This is a genomic window from Paraniabella ginsengisoli (genome assembly GCF_022513635.1).
GTDB lineage: Bacteria > Bacteroidota > Bacteroidia > Chitinophagales > Chitinophagaceae > Niabella > Niabella ginsengisoli.
This window is the reverse complement of the sequence record NZ_JAKWBL010000004.1, coordinates 503,202-523,991: the sequence shown is the minus strand read 5'-3', so window position 1 is coordinate 523,991 and position 20,790 is coordinate 503,202. Positions and strand designations below refer to the sequence as shown.

24 protein-coding genes are annotated in these 20,790 nt (G+C 39.8%); 9 read left to right on the top strand and 15 right to left on the bottom strand.

What is annotated here, in order from left to right; translation table 11 throughout:
- Positions 1 to 5: 5 nt before the first annotated feature.
- The 7 genes from trxA to MKP09_RS19915 all read right to left on the bottom strand — a co-directional run bounded on the left by trxA (position 6) and on the right by MKP09_RS19915 (position 4,559).
- Positions 6 to 302 carry a thioredoxin gene (gene trxA / locus MKP09_RS19945; RefSeq protein ID WP_240832041.1) on the bottom strand — a complete coding sequence of 99 codons (297 nt, stop codon included), beginning with the start codon at positions 300 to 302 and terminating at the stop codon, positions 6 to 8.
- Entirely contained in the window at positions 271 to 477 is a 207-nt protein-coding gene (locus MKP09_RS19940; RefSeq protein ID WP_240832040.1) for a DUF6132 family protein, read from the bottom strand. The genes trxA and MKP09_RS19940 overlap by 32 nt, the downstream gene beginning before the upstream one ends.
- 30 nt (positions 478 to 507) lie before the next feature.
- Positions 508 to 1,026, bottom strand: a complete 519-nt coding sequence (mtgA, locus tag MKP09_RS19935) for a monofunctional biosynthetic peptidoglycan transglycosylase (protein WP_240832039.1) — start codon at positions 1,024 to 1,026, stop codon at positions 508 to 510.
- Between the two features lie 398 nt (positions 1,027 to 1,424).
- Positions 1,425 to 2,057, bottom strand: a complete 633-nt coding sequence (locus tag MKP09_RS19930) for a LysE family translocator (protein WP_240832038.1) — start codon at positions 2,055 to 2,057, stop codon at positions 1,425 to 1,427.
- Between the two features lie 40 nt (positions 2,058 to 2,097).
- Entirely contained in the window at positions 2,098 to 3,048 is a 951-nt protein-coding gene (locus MKP09_RS19925) for a GH3 domain-containing protein (RefSeq protein ID WP_240832037.1), read from the bottom strand.
- A complete protein-coding gene (locus MKP09_RS19920) occupies positions 3,020 to 3,631 on the bottom strand; it encodes a GH3 family acyl-acid amido synthetase (protein ID WP_240832036.1) in 612 nt (203 codons plus the stop codon). The genes MKP09_RS19925 and MKP09_RS19920 overlap by 29 nt, the downstream gene beginning before the upstream one ends.
- Before the next feature lie 238 nt (positions 3,632 to 3,869).
- Positions 3,870 to 4,559, bottom strand: coding sequence for a glycosyltransferase (locus tag MKP09_RS19915; RefSeq protein ID WP_317235459.1), 690 nt, complete (start codon positions 4,557 to 4,559; stop codon positions 3,870 to 3,872).
- A 201-nt stretch (positions 4,560 to 4,760) separates the two neighbouring features.
- Between MKP09_RS19915 and MKP09_RS19910 the strand changes: the two genes are divergently transcribed.
- The 5 genes from MKP09_RS19910 to MKP09_RS19890 all read left to right on the top strand — a co-directional run bounded on the left by MKP09_RS19910 (position 4,761) and on the right by MKP09_RS19890 (position 8,724).
- Entirely contained in the window at positions 4,761 to 5,768 is a 1,008-nt protein-coding gene (locus tag MKP09_RS19910; RefSeq protein WP_240833339.1) for an inositol monophosphatase family protein, read from the top strand.
- A gap of 54 nt (positions 5,769 to 5,822) precedes the next feature.
- Positions 5,823 to 6,038, top strand: coding sequence for a hypothetical protein (locus tag MKP09_RS19905; RefSeq protein ID WP_240832034.1), 216 nt, complete (start codon positions 5,823 to 5,825; stop codon positions 6,036 to 6,038).
- 121 nt (positions 6,039 to 6,159) lie between these two features.
- Positions 6,160 to 6,753, top strand: a complete 594-nt coding sequence (thiL, locus tag MKP09_RS19900; protein ID WP_240832033.1) for a thiamine-phosphate kinase — start codon at positions 6,160 to 6,162, stop codon at positions 6,751 to 6,753.
- Positions 6,723 to 7,187, top strand: a complete 465-nt coding sequence (locus tag MKP09_RS19895; RefSeq protein WP_240832032.1) for a thiamine-phosphate kinase — start codon at positions 6,723 to 6,725, stop codon at positions 7,185 to 7,187. Before thiL ends, MKP09_RS19895 begins: the two co-directional genes overlap by 31 nt.
- Positions 7,188 to 7,353: 166 nt before the next feature.
- The gene (locus MKP09_RS19890) at positions 7,354 to 8,724 is read left to right on the top strand and encodes a S41 family peptidase (RefSeq protein WP_240832031.1); all 1,371 of its coding nucleotides are present in this window, start codon (positions 7,354 to 7,356) and stop codon (positions 8,722 to 8,724) included.
- Positions 8,725 to 8,771: 47 nt separating this feature from the next.
- Here MKP09_RS19890 and MKP09_RS19885 read toward each other — a convergent pair whose 3' ends face one another.
- Complete coding sequence (locus tag MKP09_RS19885) at positions 8,772 to 11,318, bottom strand: glycoside hydrolase family 2 protein (RefSeq protein ID WP_240832030.1); 2,547 nt, start codon at positions 11,316 to 11,318, stop codon at positions 8,772 to 8,774.
- A gap of 228 nt (positions 11,319 to 11,546) precedes the next feature.
- Between MKP09_RS19885 and MKP09_RS19880 the strand changes: the two genes are divergently transcribed.
- Positions 11,547 to 11,687 carry a hypothetical protein gene (locus tag MKP09_RS19880; protein ID WP_240832029.1) on the top strand — a complete coding sequence of 47 codons (141 nt, stop codon included), beginning with the start codon at positions 11,547 to 11,549 and terminating at the stop codon, positions 11,685 to 11,687.
- A 43-nt stretch (positions 11,688 to 11,730) separates the two neighbouring features.
- Here the strand turns inward: MKP09_RS19880 and MKP09_RS19875 are convergent, their stop codons facing one another.
- The 7 genes from MKP09_RS19875 to MKP09_RS19850 form a co-directional block, all read right to left on the bottom strand.
- Positions 11,731 to 12,420, bottom strand: a complete 690-nt coding sequence (locus tag MKP09_RS19875; protein WP_240832028.1) for a hypothetical protein — start codon at positions 12,418 to 12,420, stop codon at positions 11,731 to 11,733.
- A 1-nt stretch (position 12,421) separates the two neighbouring features.
- On the bottom strand, positions 12,422 to 12,754 hold the full coding sequence (locus tag MKP09_RS19870; protein ID WP_240832027.1) for a PadR family transcriptional regulator: 333 nt from the start codon (positions 12,752 to 12,754) through the stop codon (positions 12,422 to 12,424).
- A gap of 179 nt (positions 12,755 to 12,933) precedes the next feature.
- Entirely contained in the window at positions 12,934 to 13,443 is a 510-nt protein-coding gene (locus MKP09_RS26725) for a nitrilase-related carbon-nitrogen hydrolase (RefSeq protein WP_262915541.1), read from the bottom strand.
- Positions 13,444 to 13,555: 112 nt separating this feature from the next.
- Positions 13,556 to 13,795: a nitrilase-related carbon-nitrogen hydrolase gene (locus MKP09_RS26720; protein ID WP_262915540.1), complete on the bottom strand. Its 240-nt coding sequence runs from the start codon at positions 13,793 to 13,795 to the stop codon at positions 13,556 to 13,558.
- Between the two features lies 1 nt (position 13,796).
- Positions 13,797 to 14,279 carry a regulatory protein RecX gene (locus MKP09_RS19860; RefSeq protein WP_240832026.1) on the bottom strand — a complete coding sequence of 161 codons (483 nt, stop codon included), beginning with the start codon at positions 14,277 to 14,279 and terminating at the stop codon, positions 13,797 to 13,799.
- A 456-nt stretch (positions 14,280 to 14,735) separates the two neighbouring features.
- Positions 14,736 to 15,839, bottom strand: coding sequence for a trypsin-like peptidase domain-containing protein (locus MKP09_RS19855; RefSeq protein WP_240832025.1), 1,104 nt, complete (start codon positions 15,837 to 15,839; stop codon positions 14,736 to 14,738).
- 77 nt (positions 15,840 to 15,916) lie between these two features.
- The gene (locus MKP09_RS19850) at positions 15,917 to 17,242 is read right to left on the bottom strand and encodes a YbjN domain-containing protein (RefSeq protein ID WP_240832024.1); all 1,326 of its coding nucleotides are present in this window, start codon (positions 17,240 to 17,242) and stop codon (positions 15,917 to 15,919) included.
- A gap of 870 nt (positions 17,243 to 18,112) precedes the next feature.
- On the opposite strand from MKP09_RS19850, the gene MKP09_RS19845 reads away from it, so the two are divergent.
- The 3 genes from MKP09_RS19845 to arr all read left to right on the top strand — a co-directional run bounded on the left by MKP09_RS19845 (position 18,113) and on the right by arr (position 20,639).
- Positions 18,113 to 19,282: an ImmA/IrrE family metallo-endopeptidase gene (locus MKP09_RS19845; RefSeq protein ID WP_240832023.1), complete on the top strand. Its 1,170-nt coding sequence runs from the start codon at positions 18,113 to 18,115 to the stop codon at positions 19,280 to 19,282.
- A gap of 205 nt (positions 19,283 to 19,487) precedes the next feature.
- Positions 19,488 to 19,772, top strand: a complete 285-nt coding sequence (locus tag MKP09_RS19840) for a hypothetical protein (protein ID WP_240832022.1) — start codon at positions 19,488 to 19,490, stop codon at positions 19,770 to 19,772.
- Positions 19,773 to 20,222: 450 nt separating this feature from the next.
- Positions 20,223 to 20,639, top strand: coding sequence for an NAD(+)--rifampin ADP-ribosyltransferase (gene arr / locus MKP09_RS19835; RefSeq protein WP_240832021.1), 417 nt, complete (start codon positions 20,223 to 20,225; stop codon positions 20,637 to 20,639).
- Positions 20,640 to 20,790: the final 151 nt, after the last annotated feature.

The window sequence follows — 20,790 nt, the reverse complement described above, 5'->3', positions numbered from 1 at the left end:
CGACCCTAGTTACTATTGGCCTTTAGTATATTTTCCAGTTCGGAAAGTGGCCTTACTCCGGATTGCCTCCAAACCTGTTTGCCATTTTTGAAAACAATAAAGGTTGGTACACCCTGCACCTGGTAAGCATTAGCCGCTTGCGGGCTTTTATCTATATCTATTTTAATAATGGTTGCGTTGTCCCCAACGCGTTGTTTTAGCTGCTCAAGCACCGGCGCCATTGTTTTACATGGACCGCACCATTCTGCAAAAAAATCTACTAAAACCGGTTTATCCTGATTGATGATTTCCTGAAAAGTCATTCTGTTCTTTTTTACGTTTTGTGAATAGAGAAAACAAGAGGCCGCCCATTAATGCTCCATACAGCGAACTGTTTAAAGGCTTTGATGTAATAGCACAAGTGCCGGAGTTACAACCTACAAATTTCCAGTACAAAAAACCAACCAAAGCACCGATTCCTAAGCCAACAATAATCAATATATTTTTTTTATAAAAATCATGGTAAAATTACTTGTCGCCGATAATAGCCTGTATATCTCTATCGGGTCTTAAAAAATTCATTTGCTGCATAATTTTTCTGCTTCTTGCAGATACATAAGGACTCATTGGTTTTACTGTATACTTCTTTGGGTTGGGTAAAGATGCAGCTATTGCGGCAGCCTGAAGTTGAGATAATTTTTGAGCTGATCTGCCAAAATATTTTTGAGCAGCTTTTTCGATACCAAATATGCCTTTACCCGTTTCTGCAACATTCAGGTACACTTCAAGAATTCTTTTCTTGCCCCATATCTTTTCGATCATAAAAGTAAAATAGGTTTCCAGTCCTTTTCTTACCCAACTACGCCCCTGCCACAAAAAAACATTTTTTGCTGTTTGCTGGCTAATGGTACTTCCTCCGCGGATACGGCCCGGCTTGCGCTGGTTATAATCCAATGCCTTTTGAATGCTTTTCCAGTCAAAGCCATTGTGATCGGGGAAAAGTTGATCTTCAGATGCAATCACTGCTAGCTTTGCATTGGAAGACATTTGCTGCATCTTACATATTCCTTTTCCATGCCATGTCCTTCAACAAAACTCATAAGCTGTGTTACGGTTATTGGTGGGTTTACCCATTTTAAAGCTACGATATATAGGAGGTGTGCAATAAAAAGAACGATGATCGTTCGTTTTATGAATCTCCATATTCTTCTAAGTCGCTTCATTGGTTGCAATATATGGAAAAGTTGAACGAGAGAGAAATTAGCCAATTAGCTAATGTGATGATGTGCATATGGTTTGAAAGAGAAGTCGGGAAGACGGAAAGTCTGAAAGTCCGTTTATGTAGCCCGCCCGGATGACCGGTCGGACGGGATGAGCTATATTCTGCAGATCAAGTGTGCGACGCAATTTCGATGATTTGTGTTTATTGCTGATTCAATAATAAATTAGTGTCCTTTATAAAACAATAAACCTATAATTAATGCGATGGAAAAGCCGATAAGTATAATGCCGTTAATGCGATTGATGAGCTGGATGTTATGCGGCGTAAGGCGGTTGCGGATTTTGCCAGCCAACATTACTTTGGCTATATCGGCAGCCAACACAATCAACAGGCAAGTTGTGAAGATAACAATACGTTCTTCTATATTGTGATTGATAAACGACGTAGATGCTGTAAGCCAAAAAAGAAAAACGGATGGATTTAAGGTGTTCATCAGATAGCCAGAAAAAAACATGGTGGCGTAATCGCGTTTTCGAAATGTTATCTGAATAGCTTTTCCTTCCTGGTTGATCTTTACTTTTTTAAAGAATAAAAAATAAACACCAATGACCATCAGAAAGAGGCTACCTGTTATGCCAATAGCTTGTTTATATTCACTGATAACTTCGAATAAAGCAGAAAAGGCGTTGCTTACAAACGCAATGGTAATGTCGCTTGCTGATACCCCGGCTACAAAAGCAAACCCTCCCTTATGACCAACATTTATACTATGTTTTATGATAGAAAAGAGTACCGGCCCTACAGCTATGCTTAACAATAATCCTAAGGTTATCCCTTTAATTAAGCCTTCAATCATAGTGCCTACAAGATTAGGGAAGTTTTTTTAAGGTATGAAGTTAAATTTTCCCCGTAGCGAGAAATTTGTCCCAGTTTTCAAGCATGTTGCCTTTCATAACTCTGGGAAATTTATTCTGACTGCCCAGCTTGCCGCGAAGTTCCATAAACTTTAAAAATTTTTCTTCTGGCAGTATTTCTATAAAAATATCAGTTAACGCACTTGTTCTTTCAGTAGCATAATCATCATTAATTTGTTTCAGTTTACTGTCAATAAACATGATCAATTCATCTGAACCTACCGTATCATCTGTTGCGATATACCATTTATGGGCAAAATAATTGTTATAGGGAAACCCTGTTACGGTATATTCAGGAATACTGATGTTGAAGTGGTTATTGGCTTCTTCAATAGCACAGTTCATATTTTCAACGCTTAGATGTTCTCCTACTAAACTCAGGAAATGTTTGGTGCGACCTGTAATCAACACTTCACATTTGTCTACATTCAGAAAACGAATCGTATCGCCAATGAGATACCGCCATGATCCCGCATTGGTGTTTAACAATATAGCATAATCCTTTCCGTATTCTACTTCATTAACCAGCAATGCCTGGGCGTCAGGCTTAATATTACCTTCTGCATCAAAATTTTTGTCATCGAAGGGAACAAATTCGAAAAAAATATTATTGTTGGTTATGAGCTGCATGCCTAATGCATGTTCTTTCATTTTATAGCCGATAAACCCTTCGCTGGAAAGGTAGTTTTCTACATACACAATAGGCTTGCCCAACAATTTTTCGAAAGATTTTTTGTACGGTTGAAATGATACGCCACCATGAACGAAAATGCCGAAGTTGGGCCATATTTCGTGTATATTATTTACTTTATACTTTTCTATGACCATTTCCATGCACATCTGGCACCAGGCGGGAACGCCAACGATATAACCAATATCCCATTCACGCGCATGCTCTACAATTTCATTCAGCTTTTCGTTCCAGTCTTTCATGGCAGCGATGCGCGCCGCCGGGTTTGTAAAAGGTTTGAAACCAAAAAGGACGTTTTTTGGCCAAAATGCCGCTAAGATCGCCGGCATACCAACCTGCATCTCCTTTTTGTAAATCGGTTGTGCCGCCAATTATTAAAAAACTTTTCCGCAGCGCTTTTTTGTTAGCTTCCTGGTAAGCAAATACGCTGATAAGTTGCTTAATATAATTAATGGTATTGCTGCGCAGAAGATCTTTAGTTACCGGTATATACTTACTTGCCGCTTCCGAAGTTCCTGAGCTTAACGCATAATATTCAATTTTTCCCGGCCAGGTTACATCAGGAACCCCGTCAAGGGTTTTCTTCCACCAGTCATTATAAATCTTGTTATAATCATGAATAGGAACTGATTCTTGGAATGCCTTTTCTACATTTTTATTAAGCAGGACTTTATCAAAATGGAATTTTTGACCAAATTCTGTAAATCTTGCCCTCTTCAGCAGCTTTTTAAGCACTTTTCGCTGTTGCTTTTGAGCATCAGATGTTGGAAGGCCCAGCGCCTTCGCAATCGCTTTCGGTATTTTAAAATCGATGATTGATGCCATAAACTACTACCTTGTGGGTGCAGCAAAGCCGCAAGATACGATTTTGTGAAAAATGGTTTTTTCCATTCTTTAAATATAAGCAATCAGAAGGCTTTTTTAAGTTTAAGTTTAATTGTCTCAAGCCTTGCTTTAAATCCAATTCCTGCAATAAGCAGGCTCTTAAAAACCCCTTTTTTAACCCCTTTGTAATGTTTGTCAACAAATATAACCATTGCCCCATAGAAAGCCCGGATATACTTTAAGCTGGTTTTGTCTGTGCTTTCTCCTTTAAAATGAATAATAGTTGGCGTTGCCATGTAGTAGTTTTTATATCCCGCCTTCTGAATGCGATAGCTAAGGTCAATATCTTCTCCATACATAAAAAAGCTTCATCAAAGCCGCCAACCTCATTAAGTACTTTTTTGGGGATCATCATAAACGCGCCACAAAGTACATCTACTTCATGATCTTCATTTTCGTTTAAATACCCCAGATTGTATTTAGAAAAGATTTTTGACTTAGGAAATAATGCAGAAATGCCAAACAGCTTGTACAATGAAGAAAGCGCATCAGGTAAAGCTCGCTTGCTTTCTTTTAAAAAAACACCTTCTCCATTTACCATTTTTACGCCTAACGCACCGATATTAGGATCTTCCTCCAGCTTGTTAATACATTTTACGATGCAATCCGCAGGGATAATTGTATCAGGATTCAGAAATAACACATATTTGCCAATTGCTTCTGCCAGGCCTTGATTGCAGGCTTTGCCAAAGCCCGGGTTATTGGTGTTAGCAATAAAATGCACAAAAGGGAAAATTGGTTGCAGATAAGCCAGGCTGCCATCTGTTGAGTTATTGTCAATAACAAAAACTTCTGCATCAATTCCTCCAACCGCCTGTTGCACGGATAGTAGGGATTTTTCTAAGAAATATTTTACATTATAATTTATATATGATGATAGATAATGTCATTAACCTGCATTTCAGCAGTAAATGTAACAACAATCATAGTGTTATATCGCATCGGCAATTAAAAGAAATACACCAGCAAAGCAATAAGGCAGGCCAGCGTACTCAAAAAAAGTGTTCCAAAAACTATAAGCTGGCCGTCTCTTTTAGCATGTCGTTCGTGTTTTTGTCTTTGTTCTTTGATGGAAGTCCGCAGTCTTTCGGGTAGTTTTTCGTTAGTTAAGAAGCTGATCATCGTGTTATTCATTGCTGTTAATTTAAGCGAGTATGAAAATGAGGCTTCAAAGAAAACAAATACCTTGCCTGCAAAAACCCGGGATTTTCCCCGTTTTTTTATCATTCAGCATTGGGCTTCAGAGATAATAATACAGTCGCAGTCGGGCGACAAACAAACCGGCTTCGCTATCTTTGCTCCTATGTTAAAAACCGTTTTACACGAAGCCATCATGGCCGGAGGCGAGCAGGTGTCTAAATATTTCAATAAGACCTTTGAAATAAAATATAAAGAAGGACGCAATAACCTGGTTACGGAAGCCGACCACGCGTCAGAAAAAGCAATTCTCGAAGTAATACAGAAGGCTTATCCTAATCATTATATTCTTACCGAAGAAACAGGCGAACTTCCACAGGATTCTGAATATAAATGGATCATCGACCCTATTGATGGAACCATCAACTTTGCACATGGCATTCCACTAAACTGTATTTCCATCGGTGTGGAATTTAAAGGGGAAATGATTCTGGGCATGGTTTATAACCCACACATGAATGAATTGTTCTTCGCAGAAAAAGGCGAAGGAGCAACGTTTAACGGCCAACCCCTAAAAGTTAGCGCGGAGATAGACGTGATGAAAAGTTGCTTAGTTACTGGCTTCCCTTATACTTACATTCAACAAAATAACGGACCGCTAGAAGTTTTTGAAAGGTTTATTAGAGAAGGGGTTCCGGTTCGGCGCTTAGGCGCTGCAGCAATAGACCTTTGTTGGGTTGCTGCTGGTAGGTTAGATGGTTTTTATGAACATAAATTGCAGCCCTGGGATAGCGCTGCCGGATTTTTAATTGTTGAAGAAGCGGGCGGCAAAGTAACCGATTTTGAAGGAAATCGCTATAACCCTTATGAACCGCGGATTGTATCAACCAATGGATTGATACATGACCAATTATTGGAGATGATAAATGGTAAGGCGTAATAATAACAGGTGAATAGTTTAATGTAAATTTGTGTAAGACATAAACAAATACGGATGAAACAAGTTACCATCTATACAACCGACGAAGAATATGATCACTTTATTGAGTTAGCCAAAAGCTTAACTTATGTAAAAGGAATTGAAGAAGAAGGCACAAAACAAAAAGCACATACGTTAAAACATATACGCAAAGGCTTTGAAGAAATGCAAAAGATCAAAAGCGGCAAAGCAAAAACAGTTCCTTTGAAAAAGTTTTTGGATGAACTATAATGTCGAACTTTCTGCAAACTTCAATAGATATCCTTATTTTATATATATCGCAAAGGGGAACAAAACAGTATTTCCGATAAAGAAATAAAAACCCTGCTTAAAGATTATTTGTAATAACAGCATGAGTGACCGCACAGAAATATCCGACCTTGGTGAATTTGGTTTGATCGAACATCTTACCAAAAATATTGAACTTCAAAATGCCTCTTCGCTTTTAGGCGTAGGCGATGACGCCGCCGTTATAGACCATTTCGGCAAACAAACCGTTGTTACAACCGACCTACTTTTAGAAGGTGTCCATTTCGATTTAATGTACACGCCGCTAAAACATCTGGGTTATAAAAGTATTGTTGTCAACATCAGCGATATATATGCGATGAACGCAGTGCCCACGCAGGTTACGTTAAGTCTTGGCCTTAGCAACCGCGTAAGTCTTGAAGCGTTGAACGAATTTTACGAAGGCGTTTATGCTGCATGTAATCATTACGGCGTTGATTTAATTGGCGGCGACACCACCACTTCGCAAAAAGGATTTGTCATCTCTGTTACTGCTATTGGCGAAGTAGCGCCCGACAGGTTTGTAAAAAGAAGCACGGCTCAAAAAGGTGATCTGCTCTGCGTTAGCGGCGATTTAGGCGCAGCTTATATTGGTCTTTTGTTTCTTGAAAGAGAGAAAAAGATTTTTTGGAAAGCCCGGGAGTGCAGCCCGATTTAGAGCAGGAAACTTATGTAATCGGGCGTTTGCTAAAACCCGAAGCAAGAAAAGACATTATCGACTTTTTTGCAGAAACCGAAATACAACCTACTTCAATGATGGATATTAGCGATGGGCTAAGTTCCGAAATATTGCACATCTGCAAACAAAGCAACCTGGGTTGCGTTTTGCATGAGGATAAAATTCCTGTTACAGAAGAAAGCCGCATGGCCGCTTTCAAATTTGAGATCGATCCCACAGCATGCGCACTTAGCGGCGGCGAAGATTATGAGTTGCTATTCACCGTATCACAAAGCGATTATGAAAAAGTTTCTGCCAATGCCAACATCAGCGTTATAGGTTATATGACTGAAGCCTCGGAAGGAACCACGATCGTTACCAAAGGCGGAACGAAGCACACTATTACGGCGCAAGGCTGGAATCCGTTGAAGTAATTTTATGTTATCATCGACAGAATATTACTCATCGATCTTGCGTCGCACTCTTGTACAGTGGAACATATCTCATCTTTTTATCTCGCTCGTTGCAACAGTCGTTTTGTCTTCCTGCAGTTCGTCGCAAAAAACATTCAACCCGAACCAAAAATTCAGCTCGCAACAATTGCAACAGGATTATGAATTGTTTCAAAATATTTTAGAAGAACGCCATCCTTCCTTATATTGGTACACGCCAAAATCCGCTATGGACAGCGCTTTCAGCGCAGCAAAGCTGCAGCTTACAGATAGCCTGACAGAATATAGTTTCAGAAAAATATTGCAGCCGGTGGTGGCGCTTATCAATTGCGGACATACATCGGTAAGGGTTTCAAAATCTTATCAAAAATATATTGATAAAGCTGAGTCAAAAACAACATTTCCCTTCCAGGTAAAAACATGGAACGACACCGTTGTCTTTGTTGCAACAAATAAAAAGAATGTTGATATGAAGCGCGGTGATATTATCAGCTCGATCAACGGCAAACCTGTAAAAGTGCTTCTGGATACCATTCGCCGCTATATTCCTGCTGACGGTGGCAACGGGGTTGCTAAAGATCAGTTGCTAAGTTTCGGAACCAATTTCGGATCTTTCTACAGTTCACTTTTGGGATGGCAAAAAGAATATAATCTTTCATTGACAGATTCTTTAGGCAAGCAGCATAACGCTCTTTTTTCAATGACTTCCGCTGTTGCCGACACATCGCGAAAAGCACCGCCTCAAAAGAAAATTAAAAAAGAAAAAATACCAAAGCAGCAGCGCCTGAAACAACAACGGCACTTTGAAATAAAAGAGGGCTATGCATTGATGGAAGTGAATAGCTTTTCTGAAAAGCTTCAGTTAAAGAAATTCTTTCGCCAATCATTCAGAACATTGGAAAAGCAACAAGTTCAAAATCTGGTTATTGATTTGCGTCTTAACGGCGGTGGTCGCTTAAATAATTTTATTTTTCTCGCCCGCTATTTGATCGATCATCCCTATAAAATATGCGACTCACTTTACACCATTTCACGTTCGTCAAACTACGGCCGCTATATTGAAAATAACTTTTTGAACAGTTGGCAGATCTTGTTCAGCACTAAAAACAGAAATGGAAAATACCATTATAGATACTTTGAAAAACATCGCTATCAACCCAAAAAACAAAAACATTTTGACGGGAACATTTATTTGTTGAGCAGCGGCTACACCGCATCGGCAAGTACTTTGGCATTGAGCGCTTTAAAAGGCCAGTCCAACGTAACTATTGTTGGGGAACCTTCCGGCGGCGCAGCTTATGGCGCTACTGCATGGATCATCCCGGATGTAACCATGCCTAATACAAAAGTTCGTTTCAGACTACCTTTGTTTAGAATGGTCATTGATAAAACGTTACCCCAAAACGGACGAGGCGTTCAGCCTGATATTTTCGCCGGGCCTTCTGTTGAAGCAATCAGAAAAGGTGAAGATTTTAAGATGAAAAAAGTGATCGGGTTGATAAACAGGCCGGTTAAATAATTCTGCTTTGATGCGTTTAGAAAAAATCAGCAACCTTTCCAAAACCGCTATTTCTTTCTTTTCTCACCAAAGTCTTCCTGTTGCTTTTCTACTTCTTTCAATTTATACTGATTCAGCTCTTTTTTCAATTGGTCTATTTCTGCTTGTAGCCCTTTTTCATTACTCGATTTTGTTGTTTTTACTTTTGTATGATTTTCAAAATAGGCATCAAGCTCTTTTGAGGAAAATAACAACTCATTGTTTGACGGAGAACTGCGAATTTCCAACTCGCCCATTGATGGCCGGTTGCTACCTTCCATATCAAGGTGGGCTTTTATTTTAACAGTTCCGGCCTGGGTTGTAGAACGGACGAGTACGGGTGCTGTTCCCCAGTTTAATTTTTTCAATGAGGATCGGTGCGGATCGTCTCCAATCAGTTCTCCATTTCCTTCCACTTCAAAATAAATCTGACTGTTATTAAGCCTTTTAATCGTTCCGTTTTTATCCACAACAGCAGCTACAACCGTTATAAAATCCGATCCGTCTGCGATTAAACTCGTGCCTTCATCATCTGTCCATAATATTATTTTTTCGGGCCGATAAGCCGGGTAAACAGTGTCCGCTATTACTTTTTTGCCATCAATAAAACCTTCTGCCGCCAGATAAACTTCGTTTTGTTTACCGCCTCTTGTTCTCGCTTTTATTTGCATAAAGTTGTACACCTCTTTAAAAACAATGGGAGGCGATGGCATTCCCTTTGTATGTGGATTTTTATACGTAAGCGTTTCACCTCCTTTAAATGCCGTTAACCTTACTTCATCGCAATTAGAGTAAACCACCACATCTTCACTAGAAAAAGGTGTCATTTCATTGGCAATAAAAAGCACGGGGCCGGTTTCGTATAAACGATTTTCTACAGTTGCCTGGCGTTGCGCCTTAAACATGTAATAAGAATATTTTGGCTGGCGATATACATCCATCAACCCTCCATAAAACGGATCGGGATGATACCCGCGCTGATGATCGAAAGAGTGCCATAAAGCACCGCCCACATGCTGTTTGCTGGTTTTATATAATACATCGTAGCTGGTAAAAGGATAAGAAGGATTTGCATAATGCTTCGCCTGTATTAGCATGGGACCCTCGCCCCAATTGCGATACACCCGACTGGAAGAATTGTGTGCATTCCAAGTGTCTACATTATCGCCCCATTCGCGGGTAAAATACGTTTTTGATGGATCTGCTTTTGGGGTGTCGCCATTATTAGCAGCCGCGGAAGGATGTGAAAATTGAACAGAATAATATTCGGCTCCTTTTGCCATGTCATCACAAGCTGTGTAAGAGTTTGGATAAGGAAACTCCTGCTCCACCGTTTCTTTTGCTTTTTTGGCAAAATAATCTGGATAATGTGTTTCGTTCAAAATAGGCTCCCAAAGCCACACACTTGGCCTGTTTCTGTCGCGCCGCACCATATTGCGAATATCTTTATAAATCAATTGTTCAAACTGGGGGTCTTTGTTCCAAAATTGCCAGCCCGGTGTATTTATAATAACAAACAAACCCAACTCATCGCAGGCATCCATAAATGCGGGATCTTGCGGATAGTGTGCATTGCGAATCACTTTAAGTCCGGCATCTCTTAGCTTTTTAGCATCGCGCCAATGAATATTATTGCTAAGCGCATTGCCTACAATAGCAAAATCTTGATGGCGGTTGGCGCCAATAAGTGGCTCGGGGTAAGGTTTTCCGTTTAGCCAAAAACCATCTTTCCCTTTAAATTCAATACTTCTAACGCCGATCTTTTTTCTATAGCCATCTATTGTGCTGTTTTTATTCCCCTGTACCAATATTTTTAAATGGTACAGATGCGGATCATCCGGCGACCAAAGGTGTGGGTTATTAATTTTGATAGAAGTGCTGAAAGCCTTTGCTGATGAAGCATTAAGCCGGACGCTGCTTTTTTGCTTTGCAACAATATTTTCTTTCTCATCTAACAATTGATAAACAATAGCACCTTTGAAATTTTTGGGTGTTTCATTACGCAAATGCAATTGTAAAAAAATATCGGCTTCTTTTTCAGTTACTTTTTTGAATGCAATTAATGTGCCGCCGCCTGCTACTTCGTTTTCATAATTAGGATCTGTAATGTGTATGGGGTTGTGTGCTATTAACCAGCAATCGCGGTAAATGCCCCCAAAATAAGCAAAGTCCAATACTTCCTGATCTTTCCCCGGAGGGTAAGATGGATCATTACTATTATTGGCCCACACAGCAATTACGTTGTCTTTGTTCCATTTTATATGATCCGTTATGTCAACAATTACGGGCAGATAGCCACCTAAATGTTCGGTCAATAATGTTCCGTTGATCCAGATTTTTGATTTGCCCATAATTGCTTCAAAATGCAAAAACAGTTTTTTACCTTTTAAAGCATTGTCGGGTGTAAAATGTTTTCTATACCAAACCTCTCCCTGATAATTATTTCCGCCGCTGGCTTCTTCCGAAAGATATTCAATGCCATTCGGAAGATTTACCACCGACCAGGCTGTATCTGTGTAAGTAGCCGCCGAGGCTCCCTCGGCCTTTCCTTTATAAAAACGCCAGGCGGGATTCATTGAAAAAACTTCGCGCCCGGTATTTGGCAACTTATAAAAGCCAGCAGTAGAAAATTCAGGAATGTTGAGTACAGCTCGATCCAGATCTGGTTTTTGGTCTTTCTCTTGTCCAAATATTGGTAGGCAGATTGTTACCGTTACGAAAAAAATATTGCTTTTGTAATCTTGTTATGCAGGTTTGTCATCTCTGTTTTGGATATAGCGTTTGCAATTAAAAAATATCGCCGTATGGCGAAGGGGCGTAAAGATATAAGATTTCGTAATGCAAGATCAGGTGTTGTCATCATACAAGCGCCTTCTGTTGAAACTATCAGAAATGAAGATTTTAAAATGAAGAAAGTGACTGAGTTGATTGAAGCAAATAATTAGCCCTTTTTAAATGCATAGACATATTGCTCTTTTACCACGTTGGTCAATATTTTGTAAATACTGTTGGGTAATTCCTTCTTGAACTTTTATAAATAGCTCGATGCACCATTATTTCCGCTAAAGACAATAATATAATTGATGCTGTTATTACGGAAACAAGCACAGCAAACCACCCAGCATTCGTCCAGCCCTCTTCCGTATTGTTAGTAAAAAGAGATCCGAGTCCGAATACTCCCAATAACCATTGTGCAGATAATACTCCCTCATTGATTACCTTGACGGTTAACAGCTTTTTTGCTGCCTTTTTAAATGGCATTCTAAGGAATAACCAAAATAGCAATATGATACACATTGTAAGCCGACTAATGTTTACATAAGTTTTTGCCGACAGCTCAAAATAATAATATGGTATTATAACCAGAACAAATAACAATAAGCATCCTGCTATTTTTGGCCATGTAAAAAATGTCCTGAAAAGTTTAAATTGCCGCTGCCGAACTGCTTGCCGAATTTCCTTCTCTTTTTCTTCTACAATATATTTGAAGCCATAAACACCTACCTCTTGCGAAGCGGTTTTTAAGGCCTCTTCGAAAGACATTTTCGCTTGCTGCTTCAAAATATCTTCAATTGCCTGGCTGATATGATCCACCATTTCCATGCGCACATCGTAAAAGTATACGCCTTCAGAAAAGCAAAGATTTTCTATTTCTTGTATTTGTTCTTGCGTTAGCATATTATGCAAGTTTTGGGTTCAACAATAGTTGCAAAGTGTTTTTAAACTGCTCTAACTCGGCTAAAGCCTTCGACTTTTGCTTTTTGCCTGCTTTGGTAAGCGAATAGTATTTTCTTACCCGGTTGCCAATGCTTTCCATTTCTATTTCTAAAATACCTTCGGATTCTAACCGATGCAACAATGGATACAATGCGCCTTCCGTAATTTTTAATTCGTCAACCGTTAGCTCTTTTACCCGCTGGGTTATTTCATAACCATACATTCGACCATTATCGCCAAGTAGTTTGAGAATAATCGGCTCAAGGCAACCTTTATATAAGTTTGTTTTATTCACAAACCAAAGATACATAATTTACCAATACATCAGAAACTTATGCATAGGCAATAATAATATTTTTTGCGTCAGCGCTTTCACAGATAGCACAGAAATATTGTTCTGTGTTCATCCGTGTTTTCTGTGAGAAAATCATTCGTGCATTCGTGGCATTTTTTCATGCGTTTGCATGTCCTGCATCAAAATATCTTAAACTCATCCCCATCTTTCCAAAAAGGAAACTTTTCCCTTACAGCGCTTAGGTATTTTTTATCCAATGTAATGGTAAAAATGTCTTCTTCATCTTTTTTATGATACAGTACTTCTCCTAACGGATCGATTACCATACTATCGCCACTGTAGTAAATTCCATTACCATCATTTCCCACACGATTTACCCCAATAACATAACATTGATTTTCTATAGCACGCGCCTGTAACAATGTTTTCCAGGCATGGCTGCGGCGCTCGGGCCAATTGGCTACATAGATCAATACGTCATATAAGCCGTGCCAGTTTTCTCCCGGTATTTGAGGCCCCTGCCTTGCCCATACCGGAAATCGAAGGTCATAACACACCTGCAGGTTTATCTTCCAGTCTTTTACCGAAGCGATCAGTCGTTTTTCACCGGCAGCATAAAACTCGTTTTCTCCGGCATAAGCAAACAAATGCCTTTTATTGTACACGCCATACTGGCCATTAGGTAACATCCACACCAGGCGATTGTAGACGGCCTCTCCCCCAGCCCTCCGCCAGCAGGCGGACAAGCTCTCTCCGGATGGAGAGGGGCAGTAACGGACTCTTTTATAATCAGGCTTCCGGTTAATACAATTCGTTTCTCAGCTGATATTTTTTCATCCATTCCACGGCCTCGCCATCCATGGTTTCCGCCATTTGCGCCGCATTCATCGTAAAGCCGGTGGAGAACATTTCAGGCAGTATCACTATTTCTGTTTTTTCTGAAATGGATTTTATTTTTTGCTCCAACATTTTCAGATTGGCTTCTTTATGCTCCCAAGCCAGCTCTGTTTGAACAAGTGTAACCGTTAATGTATCCTTCATTTTAAATTTTATTGAATAGTTGGTTGATGAGTTGTGCTTCATACCCTTTTTGCAATAAATAATCTGAAACCTTTTTCATTTTTGCAAACCGGTTTTGAGTTCCTTTTACACTTTCCCATTTTTGCTGAAATAGTTTTTGGAGTGTGGCCTCATAATCGGCTTCATCTATTTCTTTTAATCCGGCTTTTATACAATACGCGCTAATTCCCTTTTGCTTAAGCCCCTGAATGATCTTATTCTTTCCCCATTGTTTGGTTCTGAAATGCCCGCCGGCAAAGAGTTTGGCAAACCGTTCCTCGTTCAGATAATTTTCTTCGATCAGTGTGGCAACGATTTCATCATGGTCTTTTTTCCAAACATTCAAATCATACAATTTGCTGATCACATCATTATGACAACGTTCCGCATACGCACAATAATGCCGCAGCTTTTGCAACGCCTGTTCTTTTGTCAATGATTGTTTGGATTTGAAATTTTGTTCCATTTTTTGCAAACCGTAAAACTTAATATTTATTTCTCCTTTATCAATCGCCCGGAGGCGATAGCATACAAGTTTGAGGCGAGGACGCCTCGAACAGCATTGGACACCTCGTACAGCGTTAGGGTTAAAATTATTTATAAAGCTGAACCCGCTTGACTCGCTCCTAACGCTCGCGATGACGGGATACGTGCTCGTCATTCCGACCGAAGTTTTGCCTCAAGCAAAACGAGCGGAGGAATCTCTTATACTACATCGAGATTGCTCAACTCCACTTTGTTCCATTCGCAATGACGATTGCCGCTTTGTTTGAAGCGTTTCGCAAAGGAAAAAGACCCAAAACTTGTGTTATGTAGGATGCCATAAGTACTACTGTTGAAGAGTGCGACGCAAGGAAGATGATATTTATTCATCTGCTGGTCAAATAAAAAATCATTCTCATCATTTCAATTAAATGATGCTTCAGACTTCCTCCAACCTCGCAATACACCCAAACTCTTCTTTTAAATAATCGTCGTAATGATCGGCTTGTTCAAATAGATTTTTAAACTCGGCTACGCCGCTTTCTTTGGTCATATCCAGATCGTAAATAAGGCGGCTTAATACGATATTGTTTTTAACGCAGCTCAATACCAATCCGTGTGGCTTGTCATTTTCCTGAAGCAGGTATTGATAAAGTGGTTTTATCTTCTGCGCATCCAGCGGCATCTGACACAAATAAGCATCGCCTGCTACAAAATAATTCTCGGGGTTGTAACTGATCTTCACTTTTGCCGAACCCGCTTTTACGCTCCACATATTGGCTCCATCGCGCGCCAGGCGCACATCTTTGCCCAGTTCGCGCAAAATATCTTCAACCAGTTTGGCAACGCCCATTGGCTCTATTTCTTTTTCGGGCAATTGGGGCAGCTTCACTTCCGAGCCGCAACTGGGACAATATTTATTGTTATCGATGGTTTCGGCAGTAACCAGATAATCGCAATTGGAACACCTGGTGGCGGCGCTTCCTTTGTAAGTAAGATACAGATCGAGCGCCTCTTTCAAGGTGCTTACCGGCAGCGCAAAACCAAGATTGTCGCCACCTTTTATAACAAACGAGTTTACGCCGATCACTTCTCCGGCATAGTTTACCAATGGGCCGCCACTGTTGCCGGGATTGATCGCCGCATCGATCTGTATATATTTTTCACCTTCGCGTATGCGATCCACTTTTGAAATAACACCTTGTGTGGCAGAGTAATTCAACCCATACGGATGCCCGATGGCGATTACATTATCGCCATCTTTCATAGCTTCATAATCGCCTAATTTTAATTCCGGCAGATCCACGTCAGTTGGCGGTTCTAAAAAAGCAAGGTCGTGCTGCACATCGGTGTACCAAACTCTCGACAAGGTTTTGTCAAAAGTTTTACCAGCGATCGTTACTTCCGGGTTGTTGGCAATAACATGATTATTGGTAACGATCAGTCCATAATTTTTCAAATAAAACCCGGTACCGGTGCCGGTTTGCGTGGCAATTTGAATGATCGCGTTCTGATAAATGTTTATAATATCTTGTGAATTCATTGCTGTTAAATTTATGTACGAATTACGATGTACGAATTACGATTTCTGTACATCTCACTATTCACCATGACCATTCACTATTCATTATTCATATTCAACAACTCAACCTGGTTGCTAAAGCTATGATTGAACCTTAAAAGATTAGTGAAAGACAACTGGTTGGTGTCGAAATTCATGAGCGGATATTTTTGCCGCCATTGGTTTTGAATCTGCCTGATGCGCGCGGTGATCGCATCCTGCTCAAACTTATTGGTCACAGGCATATACAACGGTTGGGTATAACCCAGCGCTTTAAAATATTCAGGATAATTTACCTGCATAAAAATTTCTATCAGCTGGGTAAGTGGCTTGGGCAAGCTATAAGAATACTGGCAATAGGTAAGCCCGTATTCTATTATTTTATTAGCAAAATACTCGTGGCTGTTATCCCTGTACCACTGCATATTATTGTTCGCTTCATGAACAGCGTCTGCAATAGTTTTATGCGGCTGCGGCGTAACGATGGAGAACGTGTACCTGGACCGGAACAGGTTTTTGAAAACTTCCTCTTTGGGTTTGTCCAGCAGTTTCTTAAACTCCTCGATCATGTCCCGGTTCTTTTCCACCATCTGCCGGTCATCTTTTTTAAAATAGATACCTGATATTTTCTCCAATTCGTTCAATAACTGTCCTTCGGGAGCAATCAAAAAATCTATTCGATATACCAACGCCAGCAAGAGGTAGCAAATGCCGCCCGAAAACTTATCTGCATCAACGGAAGCAATTTTTTCGAGGGTTTCTTTGATCCAGCTTTGCATGCCTTCATATTTTACCTGCTTCTCATTTTCCGGAATATCATCCACATGGTCTTCATCCAGCCGCTCCAGGAAAGAAAAATCCTGCACCAGCAGGTCATCCTGTTTATCGCTTTTAATGGCCAGCTCCTTCAGGCCATAATAAAGCTTGCTTGGATTAGCTGTTTCGATATTGGTATCAAAACGCATGCAGAGCTCATCATTATTCAGCGTGTAGCGGCTATAATATAGTCCAAAGTTCATTTCCAGCAGGCGGCGCATTACAGGCACTGAAGGCTGCGGCATCCGTGCCAGCTTTACCTGGGCGGAAAGTGTACCATTTTCCAGCCGGCCCCTTACTACTTTCGATCCCTGGAAAAACTCGAAATCAAACCTATCGGCGCTACCGTTAAAGTTCACATTCTTCTGATCATCATCTTTGAGGTAATCAAAAAAAGCATTGATTGAATCCATATACTTCTGATCCTTAAAGAGGTTATCGGCTTCGGTCCAGCGGCTTCCTTTGGTAACGGATTTATTATTATCGGAGTACCTGCCGAAAGGAATGCGTACGGTTTCAGTTGCAGGATCGCTTTTGCCCTTTATCAGGTTAATGAGCTTGTTTAGCATGCTTTTCTGTTTTTGATAGAGTGGGAGGAAAGATACAAAAGGTTTTGAAAAACGGTTCAACATGTCGATGAAATCAATGCCACGAATGCACGAATGATTCTCACACCCGTCCGACTGGTCATCCGGGCTGGGAAAACACGGATCGGCACAGAAAAATAATTAGCTGTTTATTTCTGTGCGGTCTCGTGCATTTGAATCCGGAGGAAGACCTCACCCCAGCCCCTCTCCAGGTGGAGAGGGAGCAGGCTCTGACTATAAAAAAATGATTTTTTTGCTACAGAATATAAACGAGAATAGTTAATAGGGTTTTTTATGCTTTCGGATTTCTCCACCCACCCCAAAGGTTCGGCTGCACGGCTTTAAGGTAGGTCGGCGAAGGTTTAGGGTGGGGGACCTACCTCAAAGCCGGAACGGCGGAGCTTCCAAGCTCGGACGACGCAGGTTTAAGGTGGGGGAACCTACCTATGCAGGTGGGTGCTTGAAGCTTTTGGGGTGGGGGTACCCACCTCTTATGCTTCGTCAGCGTAGGTTTTAGCTTCCCTGACCTACCTAAATGGTACCCCTACTCACCTTGGAGGTAGGGGTGCGTGCCTTTGGGTGGGTAAAGAGGGTTTTAGCTGTATTGGGGAAGCTATTTAGAGGCGGTGTTTGATTTTTGTACGGTCGTGTTTTGTATATCCAGGGAGCTTCGCATTTTGTATATATGGTGAGACATTTAAAAGAAAAAGGCTGAAAACCAGTTGATTAAAATTTGTGCGGTTGAAAAACTTGCGTATATTTATTTGATGGGGGCGCAATTTTTGCTAATGTTGTAGCCTTGACTGATGACAAAAATCTGACTAACTTTGCAATCTAAAAAAATAACTTTTATTGAAAGTTGAACAAAATATAAATAGGTTAAAATATTTGCTGATTTTACTAAAAATGTCAGTTGAGGAGCTACTGCATATTATTAGCGAAGGACTTTCAAAACCAATTACTAAAGAACAAGTTTTAAATCCTAACATTGAGCTTTCTCATCTTAAACGCATTGACAAAGTTTTCAACAAAGGAATACACTACTACCTAGACCCAAAGTCGCCAGATATTTCAAAAGACGCCAGCATTTTTTTCAGAAAATCAAAATTTGATGTTGATTTGAGTTTGGGTGCTAGAAAAATAGTTAACCACTTTGAAGAATTCAAAATCTCGCTATCAGCTATTGCCGAACTTTCAGACATTAAGTTTGAACGAGTTTTGCCAGTTTTTAAAATTAATACTTCCCCCAAAAATGTGGCGACTGAAATAAGGAAAATAATAAATCCTGAATTTAGGGAGAAACCAAAGGAGTATTTGACAGAGCTAATTAAAAAACTTGCTGAAAAAAATATTTTGGTTTTTGAATTTGTAGAAACCTGGAATAAGAAAGAAAAAGCAAATATTGACGGCTTCTTTCTTAAACCCAATGTTATTGTTTTAAAAAGACAGCAAATTTCTTTCAAAAGAGAAATTTTCACACTTGCACACGAATTAGGACATTATCTTTTAGATGAAGAAGAAATAGACCAAATTGATTATCACGATTTGGCAAATCAAAATGTATCCAAAATTGAAATTTGGTGCAATGAATTTGCGTACTACTTTTTAAGTGGTGAATTTGAAAAAGTCATTGAAAGCCTGGAACAATCTACCTCCCAAAATGACTACAATATAGATGTAATCAAAACTATTTCTGAAAGAACACAATTGAGCAGGCTTGCAATTTTTACAAAACTGCTGCTGTTGGGCAAAATTAGCCCCGTCAACTATAGAAAAGTTAAGAACGAATTTGAGGAAGAGTTTAGAATAAAAAATGAAGAACTGAAGAAGCAAAGAGAGCTAGACAAGCAAAACGGTATCAATACAGGCGGCTCAACGCCAATACCAATAAAATCACCTTTATTAGTTTCTACAATTCAAACGGCGTTTTACGAGGGCGTAATTAATGAATATGAATTCTGTAAAAAGTTAAACATTAAACCCGAAAAAATAGACAACTTCCTTTATGAAAATAGTAATTGACACCAGCTCATTATTGTCGTTGGTTCGTTACTACTTGCCATTTGACAAACAGAACATTTTATTTGACATCATCAAAACGAAAATCGCCATTGGCGAGATTTTGGTTATTGACAAAATAATTGAAGAATGTGAGTATACATCAAAGGGAATTGTTCTGTAAGTTCTTGAGTTCTTGAAAGACAAGTCATTTAACAAGACAAACAAATTGCCACTTAATTCGGAATTTATTTTACCACCAGCACCTGCAAGATTTTATAGAATGGTGGACAACAATTTTGTGGTAACGGTTCAGAGAGCAAGACTTACTGATATGCAGTATGACTCATTAAAGAATGACTTTATGAACTCTGCCGACATGAAAATGATTTTAACCAGCTTAAATCTCAAAAAAGACTATCCAACAAAAGAAATATTCCTTGTTACGGAAGAAACAGAATTAAGCAACGATCATAAAGTGTTCAAAAAATACCAGCAATATGTTCTCAGTTAGACATAAAAACAATCAACATTCAACAACTAATTGAGAAATTTGAAGACATGAAAATTGAAATAAAATAACTGCACCTAATAACTAAGCTTTCGTTACGTCCAGCGGGCGAACAATGAAAAATTAGTTAAACGGAACCCACGGTAGCCGCTGCTGCCTTGGGAGATTTTGAATTCAGCCTATTTTGTAAATCGCATATTAACACCCAATCCCAAACAAAATAAACTCCCTGATCAAAATAAGTTTTTGTGTAAGTACCTGACCTAAGCAAATATCCAAACGTCGATATGCCAAGCACACCGATGATAGTAATTCAGCCGGAAATAGCAAGCAAAAAAGTGGAAAAGAAAATAGATCAGGCCGTTAGAACGGGGAACTTATTTTAACATTATTCCATAGGTCATTTCTACATATGTTTTATTTTTAATCCCCTAAAAAATTCATAGCACAAGTATGGAAAGCAAAACCCTCACAGACATTTTAGACAACGGCCCTTTTTATCACGGAACGAAAGCAGATCTGCAGGTTGGCGATCTGCTAACAGCGGGTTTCAACTCTAATTACAAACCCGAAGTCATTATGAATCATATTTACTTCACAGCCTTGCCTAACGGAGCTGGCCTTGCAGCCGAGCTGGCCAACGGTAATGGTCGCGCACGTGTTTATATTGTGGAAGCAACGGGAACCTTTGAAAACGACCCCAATGTTACTGACAAAAAATTTCCGGGCAACCCAACACGCTCTTATCGCAGCCAGGCACCATTGAAAATAGTTGGTGAAGTAACAGACTGGGTAAGGCTAACACCCGAAGAACTTCAAACATGGCGCGAAAGGTTGGCAAAACTTGAAAAAGCAGAGATCATTAACTAATTGCCGCAGATTCATTTTAAGAATTCGCCAAAAAAATCTGCGAAGCTGCGGCCAAAAAAGTTTATACCTCCAAGCCTCCATTTCAAGCCCAAATCACCCCCTGATTACTATAAATAAATTATATTGCACCAATTCTTTTTTATAGTAGCTT

Coding starts and splice junctions, on each gene's coding strand:
- MKP09_RS19905 (WP_240832034.1), top strand. CDS start 5,823: ATGAAACAAGTTACCATCTATACAACCGACGAAGAATATGATCACTTT.
- MKP09_RS19855 (WP_240832025.1), bottom strand. CDS start 15,839: ATGAATTCACAAGATATTATAAACATTTATCAGAACGCGATCATTCAA.
- MKP09_RS19860 (WP_240832026.1), bottom strand. CDS start 14,279: ATGGAACAAAATTTCAAATCCAAACAATCATTGACAAAAGAACAGGCG.
- arr (WP_240832021.1), top strand. CDS start 20,223: ATGGAAAGCAAAACCCTCACAGACATTTTAGACAACGGCCCTTTTTAT.
- MKP09_RS26725 (WP_262915541.1), bottom strand. CDS start 13,443: ATGTTACCTAATGGCCAGTATGGCGTGTACAATAAAAGGCATTTGTTT.
- trxA (WP_240832041.1), bottom strand. CDS start 302: ATGACTTTTCAGGAAATCATCAATCAGGATAAACCGGTTTTAGTAGAT.
- MKP09_RS19875 (WP_240832028.1), bottom strand. CDS start 12,420: ATGCTAACGCAAGAACAAATACAAGAAATAGAAAATCTTTGCTTTTCT.
- MKP09_RS19930 (WP_240832038.1), bottom strand. CDS start 2,057: ATGATTGAAGGCTTAATTAAAGGGATAACCTTAGGATTATTGTTAAGC.
- MKP09_RS19880 (WP_240832029.1), top strand. CDS start 11,547: ATGGCGAAGGGGCGTAAAGATATAAGATTTCGTAATGCAAGATCAGGT.
- MKP09_RS19920 (WP_240832036.1), bottom strand. CDS start 3,631: ATGGCATCAATCATCGATTTTAAAATACCGAAAGCGATTGCGAAGGCG.
- MKP09_RS19885 (WP_240832030.1), bottom strand. CDS start 11,318: ATGAATCCCGCCTGGCGTTTTTATAAAGGAAAGGCCGAGGGAGCCTCG.
- MKP09_RS26720 (WP_262915540.1), bottom strand. CDS start 13,795: ATGAAGGATACATTAACGGTTACACTTGTTCAAACAGAGCTGGCTTGG.
- MKP09_RS19925 (WP_240832037.1), bottom strand. CDS start 3,048: ATGAAAGACTGGAACGAAAAGCTGAATGAAATTGTAGAGCATGCGCGT.
- MKP09_RS19910 (WP_240833339.1), top strand. CDS start 4,761: ATGGAAGTCCGCAGTCTTTCGGGTAGTTTTTCGTTAGTTAAGAAGCTG.
- thiL (WP_240832033.1), top strand. CDS start 6,160: ATGAGTGACCGCACAGAAATATCCGACCTTGGTGAATTTGGTTTGATC.
- MKP09_RS19850 (WP_240832024.1), bottom strand. CDS start 17,242: ATGCTAAACAAGCTCATTAACCTGATAAAGGGCAAAAGCGATCCTGCA.
- mtgA (WP_240832039.1), bottom strand. CDS start 1,026: ATGTCTTCCAATGCAAAGCTAGCAGTGATTGCATCTGAAGATCAACTT.